Source organism: Pseudomonas sp. TWI923, assembly GCF_039673365.1.
GTDB classification, from domain to species: Bacteria; Pseudomonadota; Gammaproteobacteria; order Pseudomonadales; family Pseudomonadaceae; genus Aquipseudomonas; species Aquipseudomonas sichuanensis.
Window position 1 is genome coordinate 1 of sequence record NZ_JBDJLM010000054.1, and the last position, 17,578, is coordinate 17,578.

Annotated in this window: 12 protein-coding genes and 1 tRNA gene; 3 read left to right on the forward strand and 10 right to left on the reverse strand. The window is 62.1% G+C overall.

Features of this window, described 5'->3' with window-relative positions; genetic code table 11:
- Nucleotides 1-210: 210 nt before the first annotated feature.
- The 5 genes from ABE459_RS18660 to rpsU all read right to left on the reverse strand — a co-directional run bounded on the left by ABE459_RS18660 (nucleotide 211) and on the right by rpsU (nucleotide 8,565).
- A tRNA-Ile gene (locus tag ABE459_RS18660) sits at nucleotides 211-287 on the reverse strand.
- A gap of 17 nt (nucleotides 288-304) precedes the next feature.
- Complete coding sequence (locus tag ABE459_RS18665; protein ID WP_323833230.1) at nucleotides 305-4,048, reverse strand: EAL domain-containing protein; 3,744 nt, start codon at nucleotides 4,046-4,048, stop codon at nucleotides 305-307.
- A gap of 119 nt (nucleotides 4,049-4,167) precedes the next feature.
- Entirely contained in the window at nucleotides 4,168-6,018 is a 1,851-nt protein-coding gene (rpoD, locus tag ABE459_RS18670; protein ID WP_125462338.1) for an RNA polymerase sigma factor RpoD, read from the reverse strand.
- A 67-nt stretch (nucleotides 6,019-6,085) separates the two neighbouring features.
- Nucleotides 6,086-8,074, reverse strand: coding sequence for a DNA primase (gene dnaG / locus ABE459_RS18675; protein WP_125857209.1), 1,989 nt, complete (start codon nucleotides 8,072-8,074; stop codon nucleotides 6,086-6,088).
- A gap of 275 nt (nucleotides 8,075-8,349) precedes the next feature.
- Entirely contained in the window at nucleotides 8,350-8,565 is a 216-nt protein-coding gene (gene rpsU, locus ABE459_RS18680; protein ID WP_003255575.1) for a 30S ribosomal protein S21, read from the reverse strand.
- Between the two features lie 205 nt (nucleotides 8,566-8,770).
- Here rpsU and tsaD point away from each other — a divergent pair, with 205 nt between their 5' ends.
- Nucleotides 8,771-9,796: a tRNA (adenosine(37)-N6)-threonylcarbamoyltransferase complex transferase subunit TsaD gene (gene tsaD, locus ABE459_RS18685; RefSeq protein WP_323833241.1), complete on the forward strand. Its 1,026-nt coding sequence runs from the start codon at nucleotides 8,771-8,773 to the stop codon at nucleotides 9,794-9,796.
- A gap of 33 nt (nucleotides 9,797-9,829) precedes the next feature.
- Here tsaD and plsY read toward each other — a convergent pair whose 3' ends face one another.
- Complete coding sequence (gene plsY, locus ABE459_RS18690) at nucleotides 9,830-10,399, reverse strand: glycerol-3-phosphate 1-O-acyltransferase PlsY (RefSeq protein ID WP_323833243.1); 570 nt, start codon at nucleotides 10,397-10,399, stop codon at nucleotides 9,830-9,832.
- A 74-nt stretch (nucleotides 10,400-10,473) separates the two neighbouring features.
- Here plsY and folB point away from each other — a divergent pair, with 74 nt between their 5' ends.
- Both folB and folK read left to right on the forward strand, forming a co-directional pair.
- On the forward strand, nucleotides 10,474-10,830 hold the full coding sequence (gene folB, locus ABE459_RS18695; protein WP_323833245.1) for a dihydroneopterin aldolase: 357 nt from the start codon (nucleotides 10,474-10,476) through the stop codon (nucleotides 10,828-10,830).
- Nucleotides 10,821-11,330, forward strand: a complete 510-nt coding sequence (folK, locus tag ABE459_RS18700; protein WP_125462341.1) for a 2-amino-4-hydroxy-6-hydroxymethyldihydropteridine diphosphokinase — start codon at nucleotides 10,821-10,823, stop codon at nucleotides 11,328-11,330. The genes folB and folK overlap by 10 nt, the downstream gene beginning before the upstream one ends.
- A gap of 77 nt (nucleotides 11,331-11,407) precedes the next feature.
- Here folK and ABE459_RS18705 read toward each other — a convergent pair whose 3' ends face one another.
- The 4 genes from ABE459_RS18705 to ABE459_RS18720 form a co-directional block, all read right to left on the reverse strand.
- The gene (locus ABE459_RS18705) at nucleotides 11,408-12,505 is read right to left on the reverse strand and encodes a multifunctional CCA addition/repair protein (RefSeq protein ID WP_323833247.1); all 1,098 of its coding nucleotides are present in this window, start codon (nucleotides 12,503-12,505) and stop codon (nucleotides 11,408-11,410) included.
- Nucleotides 12,506-12,564: 59 nt separating this feature from the next.
- Entirely contained in the window at nucleotides 12,565-14,133 is a 1,569-nt protein-coding gene (locus ABE459_RS18710; RefSeq protein WP_110994289.1) for a SpoVR family protein, read from the reverse strand.
- The gene (locus ABE459_RS18715; protein ID WP_125462344.1) at nucleotides 14,130-15,401 is read right to left on the reverse strand and encodes a YeaH/YhbH family protein; all 1,272 of its coding nucleotides are present in this window, start codon (nucleotides 15,399-15,401) and stop codon (nucleotides 14,130-14,132) included. Before ABE459_RS18715 ends, ABE459_RS18710 begins: the two co-directional genes overlap by 4 nt.
- Nucleotides 15,402-15,535: 134 nt before the next feature.
- Nucleotides 15,536-17,458: a PrkA family serine protein kinase gene (locus tag ABE459_RS18720; protein WP_125462345.1), complete on the reverse strand. Its 1,923-nt coding sequence runs from the start codon at nucleotides 17,456-17,458 to the stop codon at nucleotides 15,536-15,538.
- Nucleotides 17,459-17,578: the final 120 nt, after the last annotated feature.

Genomic DNA, 17,578 nt, shown 5'->3' on the forward strand with positions numbered 1-17,578 from the left:
GCAGCTTGGACTTTGTATTCTCTTGAATAAGATTTACGCACTGATTTTGCCTCCAATTGGGCGCCATCATAGCGCCCGATGAAGGTGTCCAAAATCATTAGGCCAGTTCAACCCGGCTCGCACTCGGGTTTACGAGTTGCAAATGAGCATTCCGTATCTGAGGCGATCCCGCCAAAAACGCAAAAGCCGCGCATCGCGCGGCTTTCTGTTTGGTGGGCCCACACGGACTCGAACCGTGGACCAAAGGATTATGAGTCCTCTGCTCTAACCGACTGAGCTATAGGCCCTCAGCAGGTGCCGCGAATTATAACGAGGGTTTCGATACCGTGCCATCCGAAAGATCCGATAGTGCTATGCGCAGGAAGGTAGCGGCGAACTCGGCGGGCGGCAGGGGCAGGCTGACGATGTAGCCCTGGATCTGCTCACAGCCCTCGGCGGCGAGGAAGCGTTGCTGGGCCTGGTTCTCCACGCCCTCGGCAATGATGGTGAGCTGCATGCTGCGCCCGAGCGCGATGATCGCACGGGCGATGGCGGCGTCGTGGGGGTCATCCGGCAGGCCGCGGATGAACGACTGGTCGATCTTGAGGATGTCCAGCGGCAGGCGTTTGAGGTAACTGAGCGAGGAGTAGCCGGTGCCGAAGTCGTCGATGGCCAGCTGCACGCCAAGCTGCTTGAGCTGGTAGAGCACGGCCAGGGCTTCTTCGGCCTGGCTCATGATGAAGTTCTCGGTGATTTCCAGCTGCAGGTCGCCCGCCTTGAGCTGGTAGGTCCTGAGCAGTTGCTCGATGCGCTTGGCCAGGTTCGGCTGACGCAGCTGGGCGCCGGCGAGGTTGATCGAGAGCGGGCCGAAGGACTGGTAGTTCTTTTTCCACGCGTGCATCTGCCGGCAGGTCTGTTCCAGCACCCAGTCGCCAAGCTGGAGGATGGTGCCGTTCTCTTCGGCGAGGTGGATGAACTGCTCGGGCGGCACCTCGCCGAAGGTGGGATGGGTCCAGCGGATCAGTGCCTCGGCGCCTACCAGGCCCTGGGTCTTCAGGCTGAACTTGGGCTGGTAGCACAGGCTCAGCTCGTTGCGTTCGATGGCGCGGCGCAGTTCGTGCTCGAGGGCGATGCGTTCGCTGGCCTGGGCGGTAAGGTCGCGGGTGTAGGCTTCGACGCGGTTGCGGCCCTTGGCTTTGGAACGGTACATCGCGGCGTCGGCGTTGCGGATCAGGGTGGCAACGTCGGTGCCGTCCTGTGGGTAAAGGCTGATGCCGATGCTGGCACTGGTGAAGAACTCATGCTCGCCGGCCTGGAAGGGGGCATGGAAGCAGGCCAGCAGCTTGTTGGCGATGGCGCTGGCGTCGTCAGGCTTGTGCAGGCCGGGCAGCAGAATGATGAATTCGTCACCCCCCAGGCGGGCCACGGTATCGACGTCGCGCACCTGCTCCTTCAGGCGTTGGGCGATACCTTTGAGCAGCAGGTCGCCGACCGGGTGGCCGAGGCTGTCGTTGATGTGCTTGAAGCGGTCGAGGTCGAGGAACAGCACCGCACCCTGGCGGTTGGAGAGCTGGGCGCAAGCCAGCACGGCCTGCAGGCGGCTCTCGAACAGCGTGCGGTTGGGCAGGCCGGTCAGTGGGTCGTGATGAGCCTGGTAGTCGAGCTTGGCCTGGGCGTGCTTGAGGCTGGAGATGTCGGCGAATACGGCGACGAAGTGGGTGATCTCATGCTCGCTGTTGCGCACGGCGCTGATGGTCAGCCAGCTGGGGTAGAGCTCGCCGTTCTTGCGTTTGTTGTGGATCTCGCCCTGCCAGTGGCCTTCGGCGGTCAACTGGTGCCACATGGCGAGGTAGAAGGCGCTGTCGTGCTGGCCGGAGGCAAGCAGGCGAGGGGTCTGGCCGAGGGCTTCGATCTCGCTGTAGCCGGTGATCTCACTGAAGGCGCGGTTGACCGCGCTGATGCGCTGGTCGATGTCGGTGATCAGCACGCCTTCGGCGGTGTTCTCGAACACCGTGGCCGCCAGCTGCAATTTTTCCTGCATCAGGTGGCGTTCGGTGATGTCGCGGGCGATGGTCAGCATGCAGTCGACGCCGCCGATCGGCAGTGGCCGGGCGGCCAGCTCGCACAGGCGGATCTGTCCGTCGCTGCGGCGGATATGGCAGCTGAAGTCGCGCACAGCGCCCTCGCGCTGGAGCCGTTCTATCAGGCGCTGGCGTTCGTTGAGGTCGACCCAGATGCCGAGGTCCAGGGAGGTCTGGTCGACGTTCGGGCTTATGTCGTAACCGGTCAGGCGACAGAAGCCTTCATTGACCTCCAGCAGCAGGCCATCACTCTGGCGCGACAGCAGCAGGCCGTCGGGGGAGGCATGGAAGGCCTTGGCGAACTTTTCTTCCGAGGTTTGCAGTTGCTGTTGGGTCTCTTTCAGCTGGCTGATGTCGCGTACCGCCACCACCAAGGCCCGTGTGCCATCGAGGTCGAATGCCTCGGCGGAGGTGAGGCCGGTGAACAGCTGGCCGTTGCTGCGGCGGAAGGTCATCTCGAGGTTGCGCACACCGCTGCGCTGCAGGCGTTCGAGCATGATCGGGCCAGTGCCGGCGACGCCCCACAGGTCGAGTTCGGTGGCGGTGCGGCCGAGTACCTGGTTCGGGCTCAAGCCGATCTGTTCTTCGAACGCTTCGTTGACCTCCAGCAGGCAGCCGTCGCTTTGCCGGGCGATGAGCAGGATGTCCGGGCACTGCTGGAATACCGAGGCGAACTTCTGCTCCGACAGGCGCAGGGCGTCCTCGGTGTGTTTGGTTTCGCTGATGTCGATCATCAGGCCGCGCATCAGCGGCTTGTGGCCGTGCTCGATCATGCTGACGATGTTGCGCACCCACAGGGCGTGACCGTCGGCGCGGATTACCCGATAGTCGAGGCTGTGATCACGCCCGGCGGCAGTCTCGCTGTCGCAATAGGCCTGAGCCCAGAGCGCGTCTTCCGGGTGCAGGATGCTGCGCCAGAAGCCGGGCTTGAGCCATTCGCTCAGCGGGTAACCGAGCAGGTCTTCGGCATGGGGCGAAACATAGCTGTAGGTGAAATCGTTGGCGTCGGCCTCCCAGGCGATCGCCGACAGGCTCTCGACCAGGCCGCGATAGTGGTACTCGCTGCTGCGCAGCTCCTGCTCCAGGGCAATACGCCGGGAAATTTCCGAACTCAGTCGGCGGTTGATGCGAATCACCGCAGCGAGGATGGCTACCAGCAGCAGGACCGCAGGCAGGCCGTACAGCAGCATGTCATGCCAGAAGGTGCGCTGGTCGACGACATTGCCCACCCAGCGTTGCTGGATATGGCTGATTTCGCTGTTGCTCATGTCGGCCATGACCTTGTCGAGGATACCCACGAGAATTTTCTGCTGCTGTGGCACGGCCATGGCCAGTTGGTAGCGGTAGGGCGTTTCGCCGCTGACGTAGAGGCCATCGAGCTTTAGCTGGCGAAGGCTCCAGATACTCGAGGCAAGGTCGCCGACCACGGCGTCCACGGCGTCGGTGGCCAGTGCCTGCAGCGTCGAGCTGACGTTGGGCATGGCCACCAGGTTGAGGTCCGGGTGGTGCGTGCGCAGCAGCTCGTGGGGGGCGTAGTTCTCTACCACGGCTATCTTCAGGCCGTAGAGGTCCTTGAGGCTGCGCGGTTGCGGGCCACCGGAGTGGGCCAGTATGACAATCGGGAAGTCCAGGTACGGGCGGGTGAAGGCCAGGTAGCTTTGGCGTTCCGGGGTGGACATGATGCCGGGCAGCAGGTCGATGCGGTTGCTGCGTGCCTGCTCGAGTACCTCGGTCCAACTGCTGGGCTCGACCGGTTTGAGCGTGACGCCCAGGCGCTCCTGGATAAGGGCGATGTAATCGGCGGCCAGTCCCTGGTAACGGCCTTCCTGGTCGCGAAATTCGAAGGGCGGCCATGAAGCGTCTATGCCCAGGCGCAGCTGCGGATGCGCGCTGAGCCAGGCTTGTTCCTCGTCAGTCAGGGTCAGGGCGCCGGCCGTTGTGTTCCAGACCATCAGGAGCAGCAACAGGAGGGCCGGCATCAAGGGCATAGCGGCCTCTCGATCAGGGGGTCTGAGTCGAGTGTAGACGGGCATCCTGCCAGCAGGGTGACGCCGGTCATGACCTTTTGTCACATAAGAAAAACCCCGGCCTGGGCCGGGGTTCGTCATCACTCGTCGAGGAAGGAGCGCAGATGCTCGCTTCGCGTCGGGTGGCGCAGCTTGCGCAGCGCCTTGGCTTCGATCTGACGGATCCGTTCACGGGTCACGTCGAACTGCTTGCCGACTTCTTCGAGGGTGTGGTCAGTGTTCATGTCAATGCCGAAACGCATGCGCAGCACTTTGGCTTCACGTGCGGTCAGGCCCGAGAGCACGTCACGGGTCGCTTCCTTGAGGCTTTCGACCGTGGCCACGTCGATCGGGGACTGCATGGTGGAGTCCTCGATGAAATCGCCCAGGTGCGAGTCTTCGTCGTCACCGATCGGCGTTTCCATGGAGATCGGCTCCTTGGCGATCTTCAATACCTTGCGGATCTTGTCCTCTGGCATCTCCATGCGTTCACCGAGCTCTTCCGGGGTCGGTTCACGACCCATTTCCTGCAGCATCTGCCGGGAAATGCGGTTGAGCTTGTTGATCGTCTCGATCATGTGCACCGGAATGCGGATGGTGCGCGCCTGGTCGGCGATCGAACGGGTGATCGCCTGGCGGATCCACCAGGTGGCATAGGTCGAGAACTTGTAGCCGCGACGGTATTCGAACTTGTCCACCGCCTTCATCAGGCCGATGTTGCCTTCCTGGATCAGGTCGAGGAACTGCAGGCCACGGTTGGTGTACTTCTTGGCGATGGAGATCACCAGACGCAGGTTCGCCTCGACCATTTCCTTCTTGGCGCGGCGGGCCTTGGCCTCACCGATGGACATGCGACGGTTGATTTCCTTGATTTCGGCAACGGTCAGGCCGGTCTCGGTCTCAAGGTCGATCAGTTTCTGCTGGCAGGCGACGATCGCGGCGTTTTTCTCACCCAGGGCAGCGGCCCATTTGGTGCTGCGCTTGGCGAGGTCACCGCTCCAGGTCTGGTCGGTCTCGTTGCTCGGGAACAGGCGCAGGAAGTCGGCACGTGGCATGCGCGCGTCACGTACGCACAGCTGCATGATGGCGCGTTCTTGCTGGCGCAGACGGTCCAGGGCGCTGCGAACGCGCTCTACCAGTGCTTCGAACTGCTTGGGCACCAGCTTGATCGGCATGAACAGATCAGCCAGGGCCTGCATGGCGCCAATGCTTTCGGCGTGGGTGCGGCCATGCTTCTTCAGCACCTTGAGGGTGATGACGAGCTGCTCGGAGACTGCACCGAATCGCTGGGCTGCAACGATAGGGTCCGGACCGCTTTCGGTCTCTTCCTCGTCGTCACTGCTCTCGGCGTTTTCTTCGTCTTCGTCTTCGTCTTCCTTCGCGGCAGCAGCCTTGGCACCTGGGATCGGTACTTCTTCGGTCGGCGCGGCGATGTTGTCATCAGGGTCGATATAACCGCTGAGGACGTCGGACAGACGGCCACCTTCGGAGGTGACGCGGTCGTATTCGCTGAGGATGTGGTCGACAGTGCCGGGGAAGTGAGCGATGGCGCCCATGACTTCACGGATGCCTTCCTCGATGCGCTTGGCGATTTCGATTTCGCCTTCGCGAGTCAACAGCTCGACGGTACCCATTTCACGCATGTACATGCGCACCGGGTCGGTCGTGCGGCCGATATCGGTCTCAACTGCCGCCAACGCTGCGGCGGCCTCTTCGGCTGCGGCTTCGTCAGTGTCGGCTTCCGCCAACAACAGGGCATCCGCATCCGGAGCACTCTCGAATACGTTGATCCCCATGTCGTTGATCATGCGGATGATGTCTTCCACCTGCTCCGGATCTGAAATATCCTCGGGCAGGTGGTCGTTGACCTCCGCGTAAGTCAGGTAGCCCTGCTCACGACCGCGGGTGATCAACTCTTTGATGCGAGATTGCTGTTGCGCTTTTCCGGACATAACACCCTATCCACTGAAGGTCTTGGCGGGCAAAAAACAAGCCGAGGATTATACCCGAGCATGGACCTCACGCGCCAGATGAGGTCGGGTTTTGTGCGGGAACATTGCGGCGGAGCAAGTCACGAAGCTTGGCCGTTTCGTCCTCGTCCAAGCCAGTTAGACGAGATTTGCTGATCAAATGTTCCAAGCTGCGCTCGCGTTGGCGGGCGGACAAGCTAGTTATAGTGTCGAAAAACTGTTGTTCAAGGTTGTCGGCATCGATCAACCATTCCTTTTCCGCCAGGGCACGCAGCAAGCGGCCTTGTTCGGTGCCATGCCAGCGTGCGATCAGCTGCATAGAGCTTAGCTTAGGATTCTTCTGCGCAGCCTCGATCAGGGCCACCAGCAGTTGGCTGTAGAGTTGCTGCTCGTCGGCGAAATGGCCGGCATCTTCGACCTTGCCGGCCAGCAACGGGTGGTGCAACAGCGTGCGCAGCGCCGATAGCGACGGTGGTTCCACCGGCGCCGGCACCCGCGGTGGTGCGTCGCCACGTTGGCCGTCGCGCTGCCAGGGCTTGCCGCCTTTCTTGTCCCACGGCTTACCTTCCCATTGTTTCTTGCCGCCCTTGTTCGGTGTCCAGGGGCGTTGCTCCTGTTGTGCCGGGGCGTAGTCGGGCTGGTGCTGCAGGTCGCCATAGTCCGGGGTGTAGCTGGCCATGGCGTCGTAATCGAAGCCCGGGTCGTAATCCGGCACGCTGCTGGCGGCCGGAGCACTCTGCGCCAGTTGCTCCAGCTGCTGCGGGTCGAGGCCGGTGATCTCTTTCAGGCGGTTGCGCATCAGTTGGCGCAGGTTTGCCCCTGGAACCTTTTCGATCAGCGGGGCGGCCAGCGTGACCATGTGCGCCTTGCCTTCCAGCGAGCGCGGATCAGCCTCGTTGCTCAACTGCTCGAAGAAATAGTCGGCCAGCGGCTGGGCGTGCTGGTTGATGCGGGCATGGAAGGCGTCGGTGCCTTCGGCGCGGACCAGGCTGTCCGGGTCCTCGCCCTCGGGTAGGAACAGGAAGCGTGCGCGGCGGCCATCCTGCAGGCTCGGCAGGGTCGACTCCAGTGCGCGCCAGGCAGCCTTGCGCCCCGCCTGGTCGCCGTCGAAGCAGAACAGGACGCTGGGCACCACGCGGAACAGGCGCTTGAGATGTTCTTCGCTGGTGGCCGTGCCCAGTGTCGCCACGGCGTTGCGCAGCCCCTGCTGGGCCAGGGCGATGACGTCCATGTAGCCTTCGACGACGATGATTTCGTCGAGGTTGCGGTTGTTCTTGCGTGCCTCGTACAGGCCGTACAGCTCCTGGCCTTTATGGAATACCGGGGTTTCCGGGGAGTTCAGGTACTTGGGCTTGTCGTCGCCCAGTACCCGGCCACCGAAGGCAATGACCCGGCCACGGCTGTCGCGGATCGGGAACATCACGCGGTCGCGAAAACGGTCGTAACGCTTGCCGCTCTCGGCATTCTCGATCAGCAGGCCGGCATCGATCATCACCTTCTGCTGCAGAGCGTCGGCGCCCAGGTGCTTGAGCAGGTTGTCCCAGCCTGGCGGGGCGAAGCCCAGGCTGAAATCGCGGGCGATTTCGCCGGACAGGCCGCGCCCCTTGAGGTAGTCCACGGCCGCCTTGCGGGTCGGGTGGCTGCGCAGGGCCTGGCGATAGAATTCGCTGGCAGCTTCGAGCAGCGGGTACAGGGGGGAGTCGGTTGGCTGGCGCGGCTTCTGCCCCCGACGGCCCTCTTCGCGTGGCACTTCCATGCCGGCTGCACGGGCCAGTTCCTCGACCGCCTGGGGGAAGTCCAGGTTGTCGTGGTCCATGATGAAGCCCAGCGCGTTGCCGCCGGCGCCGCAGCCAAAGCAGTAGTAGAACTGCTTGTCGGGGCTGACGGTGAAGGAGGGAGACTTCTCCTTGTGGAACGGGCAGCAGGCGGAAAGATTCTTGCCGGTCTTCTTCAGTTGGACGCGCGAACTCACCACGTCGACGATGTCGGTGCGGTTCAGGAGGTCATCGATGAAGCTCTGGGGAATCAGCCCGGCCATGGCAGCCTCGTCATCTGGCAACTGGCAAGTCTAAACGCTTGTGCTCGGGTTTGGCGTGGGGTGTTGCGAAGGGGTATGTGCTCGTCACCAGCCTGTGAGGGCTCGTCAGAAAGGACGTGCACGTCTGGCCAATGGCCAGGTCTGACGTGTTGCTACAGGTTGCCCATGGCTTTTGCCGGGGCACCCCAGGCGCATGGCCAAGGGTTTGAAGCGACCGCTGCCATCAGCCCGGCACGAGGCCGGGCGGGGCAGAAGCTTTGCGTAGAACGGCTGTATTAGTACAGACGAACTGCGCGGCGCTGTTCGCGCTGAACTTTCTTCGCGTGACGCTTTACAGCGGCAGCGGCTTTGCGCTTACGCTCTGCGGTCGGCTTCTCATAAAACTCGCGGCTACGAACTTCAGCCAGTACACCGGCTTTTTCGCAGGAGCGCTTGAAACGACGCAGAGCTACGTCGAAGGGTTCGTTCTCTTTAACTTTGACGGCTGGCATCCAGGGCTACCTTAATTCATTACCGGGGTAGACGTGCTCCTGGCAAAACATAAGGTGTGCTGGAGTACGTCGGTTTTCAAGGGTTGCGGATGTTAACCCTTAGCTGGCAGGAATGCAAAGCCTCTGATCGAAAACCGCTGGTCGGCACAGGGTGCGGGGACTATCATGCGCGCCTTCGAATTCAGCCTCGACAGGGCACGAACCCATGCTAGTACTGGGATTGGAAACATCCTGCGACGAAACTGGCGTCGCATTATACGACAGCGAACGCGGCTTGTTGGCCGACGCGCTGTTCAGCCAGATCGACCTGCATCGCGCCTATGGTGGCGTGGTACCCGAGCTTGCCTCGCGCGACCACGTCAAGCGCATGCTGCCGCTGATCCGGCAGGTGCTGGAGGAGGCCGGCTGCGTCGCCACCGAGATCGACGCCATCGCCTACACCGCGGGTCCTGGCCTGGTCGGCGCGTTGCTGGTGGGCGCCTCCTGCGCCCAGGCCCTGGCGTTTGCCTGGGATATCCCGGCGATCGGTGTGCACCATATGGAAGGGCACTTGCTGGCGCCGATGCTCGAAGAGCAGCCGCCGGAGTTTCCGTTCGTCGCTTTGTTGGTGTCGGGCGGCCATACCCAGCTGGTACGGGTCGATGGCATTGGCCAATACGAACTGCTCGGCGAGAGCCTGGACGATGCGGCCGGCGAGGCGTTCGACAAGACAGCCAAGCTGATCGGCCTCAATTATCCAGGTGGGCCTGAAATCGCTCGCCTGGCCGAGCAAGGCACCCCGGGGCGCTTCGTGTTCCCACGGCCGATGTGCGACCGTCCGGGCCTGCAGTTCAGCTTCAGCGGCCTCAAGACGTTCGCCCTGAACACCTGGCAAAAATGCCGTGAGGCCGGGGACGACAACGAGCAAACCCGTTGCGACGTGTCGCTGGCGTTCCAGCAGGCGGTGGTGGAGACTCTGACCTTCAAGTGCAAGCGAGCACTCAAGCAGACCGGCCTCAAGCGCCTGGTGATCGCTGGTGGCGTGAGTGCCAATACCGCCCTGCGCACGTCACTGGAGAGCATGCTGGCCGGCCTCAAGGGCAATGTCTATTACGCACGCCCGCGCTTCTGCACCGATAATGGCGCGATGATCGCCTATGCTGGCTGCCAGCGCCTGATGGCCGGGCAGCAGCAGGACTTGGCGATCAGCGTGCAGCCGCGCTGGCCGATGGAGCAACTGCCGGCACTGTAAGAATGTAAGAAAGGGCTGGGCTCGGGGAGCGTTTCAGAAATGCCGTTCGCGCCCGGCAAACAAGTCACGCAGATTGTTGCGATGGCGCCAGACGATCATCACCGTGAGCACGGTCATTGGCAGCAGGGCTGCGGGCTCGCGCCAGGCCAGCAGTGGCAGGGTGAGGGGCGTGGCGATCAGCGCGGCCAACGAGCTGGTGCGGGTGAGGTAGAAGGTCAGCAGCCAGGCGCCGATGGCAAGCAGGGCGGCCGGCAAGTACAGGGCCATGAGCATGCCAGCGGCAGTGGCCACCCCCTTGCCGCCCTTGAAGCGGAAGTAGATCGGGAACAGATGGCCGACTACCGCGCAGATACCGACCCAGGCCTGGTCCTGCAGGTCCAGCCCGGCCAGGCGTGCCAGCAGCACCGGCAGCATGCCCTTGCACAGGTCGCCCAGCAGCGTCAGGATCGCCAGCTTGCGCCCGGCCAGGCGCAGCATGTTGGTGGCGCCGGCATTGCCCGAGCCGCTGGAGCGGGGGTCGGGGCTGCCGCTGAGGCGGCTCAGGACGATGGCAAAGGACAGAGAGCCGAGCAGGTAGGCAAGCAGCGCCAGTGACCAAAACATGCTAACTATTCCGGGCGAGGACGCCCTGATTCTAACGGCGCCCGTCGCCCTTGTCGTGCTGTGGAGAGAAGTGCTTGGACAGAGTGTTCATCGAAGGCCTGGAAGTCGATACCGTGATCGGCGCCTACGACTGGGAGCGGGATATTCGCCAGTGCCTGCGCCTGGACCTGAGTTTCGCCTGGGACAACCGCCCGGCCGCCGCCGGTGATGACCTGTCGTTGGCACTGGACTATGCCAGTGTTTCGGCGCGGGTCCAGGCGTTTGCCGAGCAGGCTCGCTACGAGTTGGTCGAGACGTTCGCCGAGCGCCTGGTGGCGGTGCTGATGGCCGAGTTCAACATCCCCTGGGTGCGCCTCAAGCTCACCAAGCCGGGCGCAGTGCCGGCGGCTCGCGGCGGCGTTGGCGTGGAGATCGAGCGCGGATGTCTCTGAACACGGTTTACCTCGGCTTGGGCAGCAACATCGACCGTGAGCGGCACTTGTGTGCGGGGCTCGATGCGTTGGCTGGCATGCTCAGCGGCATGCAGTGTTCGGCAGTGTTCGAGAGCCAGGCGGTGGGCATCAAGAGCGGCCCGTTCTACAACCTGGTGGTGCGCGGGCAGACCGAGTTGCCGCTGCTGGAGTTCGACCGTCGGCTGAAGTTCATCGAAGCGGAAAATGGCCGATATGCGCCGGACCGCAAGGGTTTGCCGCTGGATATCGATGTGCTGATGTACGGCGATCTGCATGGCACCTTCGATGGGTTGGTGCTGCCGCGTGCGGAAATCCTGAAGAATGCTTTCGTGCTGTGGCCGCTATCGCTGCTGGCGCCGACGCTGATGCATCCAGGCGCCGGGAAAAGCATGGCGCAGCTGTGGCATGAGGCGAGCATCGAACAGGTGCTGGCGCCGGTGCCGTTCGAGTGGCGTGGGTTGCAGTTGACCCCAGCGTGAGCCTGCGCCGGCCTCTTCGCGGGTAAATCGCAGCGGCGGTTTGCCGCTGAGATCTACTCGCGAAGAGACCGGGTAGATCAAGCGGACTTGTAAGCTTCGAGCGCCTTCAGGCGCTCGGCTTTGAGCGCTTCGCCCAGGCCCTGGCCGGTAAGCCCGCTTTCCAGCAATGGCTTCACATCCACGGCACGCGCCGCCTCTGCGGCCCCGCGCAAGTACTCGCCTTGTGGATAACCTGAGCCCAGCGTCGCCATCTCGCACGCGGCGATGAAGTCCTCGAAGCGCTGCGGCCGCCGGTACACGTCGAACTTCTGCAGCATTTCCAGCAGGCTTGCAGGCTCCAGCGCCAGAGCATGGTCTGCTCGCTCGGCAAACTCCCCCACCAGCGCCGCCAGTTCCTGGCATTCGCGCGGGGCTTTGAGGCGCTGGTTGAGGGCCTTGATCGCGGCAGGCTGCAGCCCCCGCAGCAGGCACGCCCAGCGCACCGGCAGCGGCTGCTGAAGCTTGGCCGCCTGGTGCAGCGCAGGTAATGTATCAGCGCCGTGTGCAAGCTCGGGCAGCAGTTCCATCAGCCCGCCACAGCTGCGCAGCACTTCAATGAACACCTGCGGCTCGGGTTCCATCAGTGCACGCTCGATCTCTTTCCAGCTGCGCTCGGCGGTCAGCGCCTGTAGTTCGCCCGACTCGGCAATCTGGCGCATCAGCCCCAAGGTTTCTTCGGCGACCTTGAAACCCAAGGGCGCGTAGCGGGCAGCAAAACGGGCAACACGTAGTACCCGCAGGGGATCTTCGGCGAACGCCGGGGAAACGTGGCGAAGGATGCGTTCTTTCAGGTCGCGTTTGCCGTGGTATGGATCGTACAGCGTGCCCTGTTCGTCCTCGGCCATGGCATTGATGGTCAGGTCGCGACGAATCAGGTCTTCTTCGAGGGTGACATCCGGGCTGGCGTGAAAGGTGAAACCGCCATAGCCACGGCCGCTTTTGCGCTCGGTGCGGGCCAAAGCGTATTCCTCGCCCGTCTTCGGGTGAAGGAATACCGGGAAATCGGCACCGACGGGGCGAAAGCCCTGGGCCTGCATCTGTTCGACCGTGGCGCCGACCACCAACCAGTCGATATCGCTGACCGGGCGGCCGAGCAGACGGTCGCGCACGGCACCGCCAACCTTGTAGATCTGCATGTGGAACCTCCATTACTGGCGACAGGATACCTTGTCGGCAGCAATGGAGGGGCGCTGCGCTAGAGGTGGTGCACCACGGCCAGGTCCATGCGCCCGTAGTCGCCGGCCTCGCCGTGTTCGCTGCGGGGCGGCATGTGGTGGGTTTTCATCACCTGGTCGCCCTGGACGGTCTCGAGGTGGATGTCGAAGCCCCACAGGCGGTGCAGGTGCTTGAGTACTTCGTCTGTGGAGTCGCCCAGTGGTTTACGGTTGTGCTGCTGGTGGCGCAGGGTCAGGGAGCGGTCGCCGCGGCGGTCGATGCTCCAGATCTGCACGTTGGGTTCACGGTTGCCCAGATTGTACTGGGCGGCCAGTTGTTCACGGATGGTGCGATAGCCATCCTCGTCATGGATCGCCGGCACCAGCAGATCGTCGCGCTGGTCGTCGTCGAGAATGCTGAACAGCTTGAGGTCGCGCATCACTTTCGGTGACAGGTACTGCAGGATGAAACTCTCGTCCTTGAAGCTGCTCATGGCGAATTTGAGGGTGGAAAGCCAGTCACTGCCGGCGATGTCCGGGAACCAGCGGCGATCCTCTTCCGTCGGGTTTTCGCAGATACGGCGGATGTCGGTGTACATGGCAAACCCCAGGGCATAGGGGTTGATGCCGCTGTAATAGGGGCTGTCGAAGCCCGGCTGGAACACCACGCTGGTGTGCGACTGAAGGAACTCCATCATGAAGCCTTCGGTGATCAGCCCTTCGTCGTACAGGTCGTTCATCAGGGTGTAGTGCCAGAAGGTCGCCCAGCCCTCATTCATCACCTGGGTTTGGCGCTGCGGGTAGAAATACTGCGCAATCTTGCGCACGATGCGCACCACTTCACGCTGCCAGGGTTCGAGCAGCGGCGCGTGTTTCTCGATGAAATACAGGATGTTTTCCTGAGGTTCGGCAGGGAAGCGCGCATCGTCGCGCTCGCCGCCCTTTTCGGTGCCTTTGGGGATGGTGCGCCACAGGTCGTTGATCTGCCGCTGCAGGTGTTCTTCGCGCTCCTTCTGCCGGCGGCGCTCCTCTTCGGCCGAGATCGGGTAGGGGCGTTTGTAGCGGTCGACGCCATAGTTCATCAGGGCGTGGCAGGAGTCGATCAGGTCCTCGACAGCGTCGATGCCGTGGCGCTCCTCGCACTGGGCGATGTACTGCTTGGCGAATACCAGGTAGTCGATGATGGAGCTTGCGTCTGTCCAGGTACGGAACAGGTAGTTGCCCTTGAAGAAGCTGTTGTGACCATAGCAGGCATGGGCGATCACCAGTGCCTGCATGCACATGGTGTTCTCTTCCATCAGGTAGGCGATGCACGGGTCGGAATTGATCACGATCTCGTAGGCCAGGCCCATCTGCCCACGGCTGTAGGATTTCTCGGTACTGAGGAATTGCTTGCCATAGGACCAGTGGTGATAACCCAGCGGCATGCCCACGGACGCGTAGGCGTCCATCATTTGCTCGGCGGTGATCACTTCGATCTGGTTTGGGTAAGTATCCAGCGCGTAACGCGCGGCCAGGCGACTGATTTCGCGGTCGTAGGTCTGGATAAGCTCGAATGTCCATTCGGAGCCGGTGGAAATGGGTTGGCGTCTCTGCTCTCTGGCGGTCATGTGGCTAACCTGCGCTGGAAGAGTTCACGGAAGACCGGGTAGATGTCGCCGGCCGATACCAACTGTTGCTGGGCAAAGGTGTCGGGGAAACCTTCGCCGATGCGTTCGTATTCGTACCACAGCGCCTGATGCTCGCGTGGGGTGATTTCGACATAAGTGTAGTACTGCACGTGCGGCATGATCTGTTTGGACAGGATGTCGCGGCAGATCGGCGAGTCGTCGTTCCAGTTGTCACCGTCGGACGCCTGGGCGGCGTAGATGTTCCAGTCGCTGGCCGGGTAGCGCTCAGCCATGATTTCCTGCATCAGCTTGAGTGCACTGGAAACGATGGTGCCGCCGGTTTCGCGGGAGTAGAAGAATTCTTCCTCGTCGACTTCGCGGGCACTGGTGTGGTGCCGGATGAACACTACCTCGATGCGGTCATAGTTCCGCTTGAGGAACAAGTACAAGAGGATGAAAAAGCGTTTGGCGATGTCCTTGGTGGCCTGGGTCATGGAGCCGGAAACGTCCATCAGGCAGAACATCACCGCCTTGGAGCTGGGGTTGGGCTGCTTGACCAGCAGGTTGTACTTGAGGTCGAAGGTATCGAGGAACGGCAGGCGGTTGATACGTGCCTTGAGCCGCTCGATCTCGGCCTCGGTTTCCTGGATGTCGGTGAAATTGTCGGGCTCCTCGACTTTCAGACGATCCAGCTCCTTTTGTGCTTCGCGCAGCAGTGCGCGGCTGCTGCCCGTCAGTGCGATGCGCCGGGCATGGGCCGAACGCAGGGTGCGCACGATGTTGATGCGCGATGGGTTGCCTTCGTTGGCGATCCCGGCGCGCACGGTCTTGAAGGTGTCGGCACCGGTCAGGTGGCGTTTGACCAGGTTGGGCAGCTCAAGGTCCTCGAACATGAATTCGAGAAACTCTTCCTGGGTGATCTGGAAGACGAAATCGTCCATGCCCTCGCCGGAGTTGCCGGCCTTGCCGCGACCGCCACCCCCACCGCCGCCTTGTGGTCGAGCGATATGCTCACCCGCAGTGAACTCTTTGTTGCCGGGGTGGACGATGGTCTGCTTGCCGCCGCGACCGTGGTGCAGCACCGGTTCGTCGATGTCACGGCCCGGGATGCTGATCTGCTCGCCATGCTCCATGTCCATGATGGAGCGGCGGCTAACGGCCTCTTCGACGGCTTTCTTGATGTGCTCACGGTAGCGCCGCAAAAAACGCTGGCGGTTGACCGTGCTCTTGTTCTTGCCGTTCAGGCGTCGGTCGATTACGTAGCTCATGATCCCTCCGGTGACTGGATGCAGCTACCACTCTCAAGCTGCAAGTTGGAGCAGCCACCGCTGCTGAAAGCCGTAGCGCCAGAGCTCGCCCTGGCGCTGCACGGCTTGCAGCTTGCGGCTTGTCGCTTGCCGCTTTATTGCGATTTGCGGACCCGCAGGTACCATTCCGACAGCAGGCGCACCTGTTTGTCGGTGTAGCCGCGCTCGACCATCCGGGTGACGAAGTCGTTGTGCTTCTGTTGATCCTCCTTGCTGGCCTTGGCATTGAAGCTGATGACCGGCAGCAGGTCCTCGGTGTTGGAGAACATTTTCTTCTCGATGACCACCCGCAGCTTCTCGTAGCTGAGCCAGCTGGGGTTCTTGCCATTGTTGTTGGCCCGGGCGCGCAGCACGAAGTTGACGATCTCGTTGCGGAAGTCCTTCGGATTGCTGATGCCGGCCGGCTTCTCGATCTTCTCCAGCTCTTCGTTGAGGGCGATGCGGTTGAGGATCTCGCCGGTTTCCGGGTCGCGGTACTCCTGGTCCTGAATCCAGAAGTCGGCATACAGCACGTAGCGGTCGAAGATGTTCTGGCCGTACTCGCTGTAGGACTCGAGGTAGGCGGTCTGGATTTCCTTGCCGATGAACTCGATGTAGCGCGGCGCCAGGTATTCCTTGAGGTAGCGCAGGTAGCGTTCGCGCACTTCGGCCGGGAATTGCTCCTGCTCGATCTGCTGCTCCAGCACATACAGCAGGTGCACCGGGTTGGCCGCGATTTCGTGCGGGTCGAAGTTGAACACCTTGGACAGGATCTTGAAGGCGAAGCGGGTCGACAGGCCGTTCATGCCCTCGTCGACGCCTGCCGAGTCGCGGTACTCCTGGATCGATTTGGCCTTGGGGTCGGTGTCCTTGAGATTCTCACCGTCATAGACCCGCATCTTCGAATAGATGTTGGAGTTTTCCGGCTCCTTGAGCCGCGAAAGTACGGTGAACTGGGCCAGCATCTTGAGGGTGTCGGGCGCGCAGTGAGCCTTGGCCAGCGAGCTGTTGACCAACAGCTTGTCGTAGATCTTGATCTCGTCGCTGACCCGCAGGCAGTAGGGCACCTTGACGATGTAGATACGGTCGATGAAGGCTTCGTTGTTCTTGTTGTTGCGGAAGGTGTGCCACTCCGATTCGTTGGAGTGGGCCAGCAGGATACCGGTATAGGGGATGGCCCCGAGGCCTTCGGTGCTGTTGTAGTTGCCTTCCTGGGTGGCGGTGAGCAAGGGGTGCAGGACCTTGATCGGCGCCTTGAACATCTCGACGAATTCCATCAGGCCCTGGTTGGCCCGGCACAGCGCGCCCGAATAGCTGTAGGCGTCGGCGTCGTTCTGCGGGAATTCTTCGAGCTTGCGGATATCCACCTTGCCGACCAGAGCAGAGATGTCCTGGTTGTTCTCGTCACCGGGTTCGGTCTTGGCGATGGCGATCTGGTTGAGGATCGAAGGATAGAGCTTGACCACCTTGAACTTGCTGATATCACCGCCGAACTCCTGCAGGCGTTTGGTGGCCCAGGGCGACATGATGGTGTTCAGGTAGCGGCGGTTGATGCCGTACTCTTCTTCGAGAATCGCGCCATCTTCGGTGGCGTTGAACAACCCCAGCGGTGACTCGAATACCGGCGAGCCCTTGATGGCATAGAAAGGTACTTTTTCCATCAGCTGCTTGAGTTTCTCGGCCAGCGACGATTTACCGCCGCCCACCGGGCCCAGCAGGTAGAGGATCTGCTTCTTCTCTTCCAGGCCTTGGGCGGCATGGCGGAAGTAGGAGACGATCTGGTCGATGCATTCTTCCATCCCGTGGAAGTCGGCAAAGGCCGGATAGCGGCGGATCACCTTGTTGGAGAAGATCCGCGACAGCCTGGAGTTGCTTGAGGTGTCGATCAGCTCTGGGTCGCCGATGGCCAGCAACAGCCGCTCGGCCGCCGAGGCATAGGCGCTGCGATCCTCTTTGCACAGCTCGAGGTACTCCTGCAGCGTGAGTTCTTCCTGGCGGGTGGACTCGAAACGTTGTTGGAAGTGGCTAAAAATGCTCATGACGTCACCTCGCTCGATACGTGGAGACGACGCCGGATCAGTCAGCCGATGCTGGCATGCAACCGGTTTTTGCCGGTTGCTGTATACCCCCCAGAACACCCTGAAACGCTACCGATGACC

Excerpts from the sequence above, each read along its gene's own strand:
- ABE459_RS18665 (WP_323833230.1), bottom strand. The coding sequence starts at position 4,048 with ATGCCCTTGATGCCGGCCCTCCTGTTGCTGCTCCTGATGGTCTGGAAC.
- rpoD (WP_125462338.1), bottom strand. The coding sequence starts at position 6,018 with ATGTCCGGAAAAGCGCAACAGCAATCTCGCATCAAAGAGTTGATCACC.
- dnaG (WP_125857209.1), bottom strand. The coding sequence starts at position 8,074 with ATGGCCGGGCTGATTCCCCAGAGCTTCATCGATGACCTCCTGAACCGC.
- rpsU (WP_003255575.1), bottom strand. The coding sequence starts at position 8,565 with ATGCCAGCCGTCAAAGTTAAAGAGAACGAACCCTTCGACGTAGCTCTG.
- tsaD (WP_323833241.1), top strand. The coding sequence starts at position 8,771 with ATGCTAGTACTGGGATTGGAAACATCCTGCGACGAAACTGGCGTCGCA.
- plsY (WP_323833243.1), bottom strand. The coding sequence starts at position 10,399 with ATGTTTTGGTCACTGGCGCTGCTTGCCTACCTGCTCGGCTCTCTGTCC.
- folK (WP_125462341.1), top strand. The coding sequence starts at position 10,821 with ATGTCTCTGAACACGGTTTACCTCGGCTTGGGCAGCAACATCGACCGT.
- ABE459_RS18705 (WP_323833247.1), bottom strand. The coding sequence starts at position 12,505 with ATGCAGATCTACAAGGTTGGCGGTGCCGTGCGCGACCGTCTGCTCGGC.
- ABE459_RS18710 (WP_110994289.1), bottom strand. The coding sequence starts at position 14,133 with ATGACCGCCAGAGAGCAGAGACGCCAACCCATTTCCACCGGCTCCGAA.
- ABE459_RS18715 (WP_125462344.1), bottom strand. The coding sequence starts at position 15,401 with ATGAGCTACGTAATCGACCGACGCCTGAACGGCAAGAACAAGAGCACG.
- ABE459_RS18720 (WP_125462345.1), bottom strand. The coding sequence starts at position 17,458 with ATGAGCATTTTTAGCCACTTCCAACAACGTTTCGAGTCCACCCGCCAG.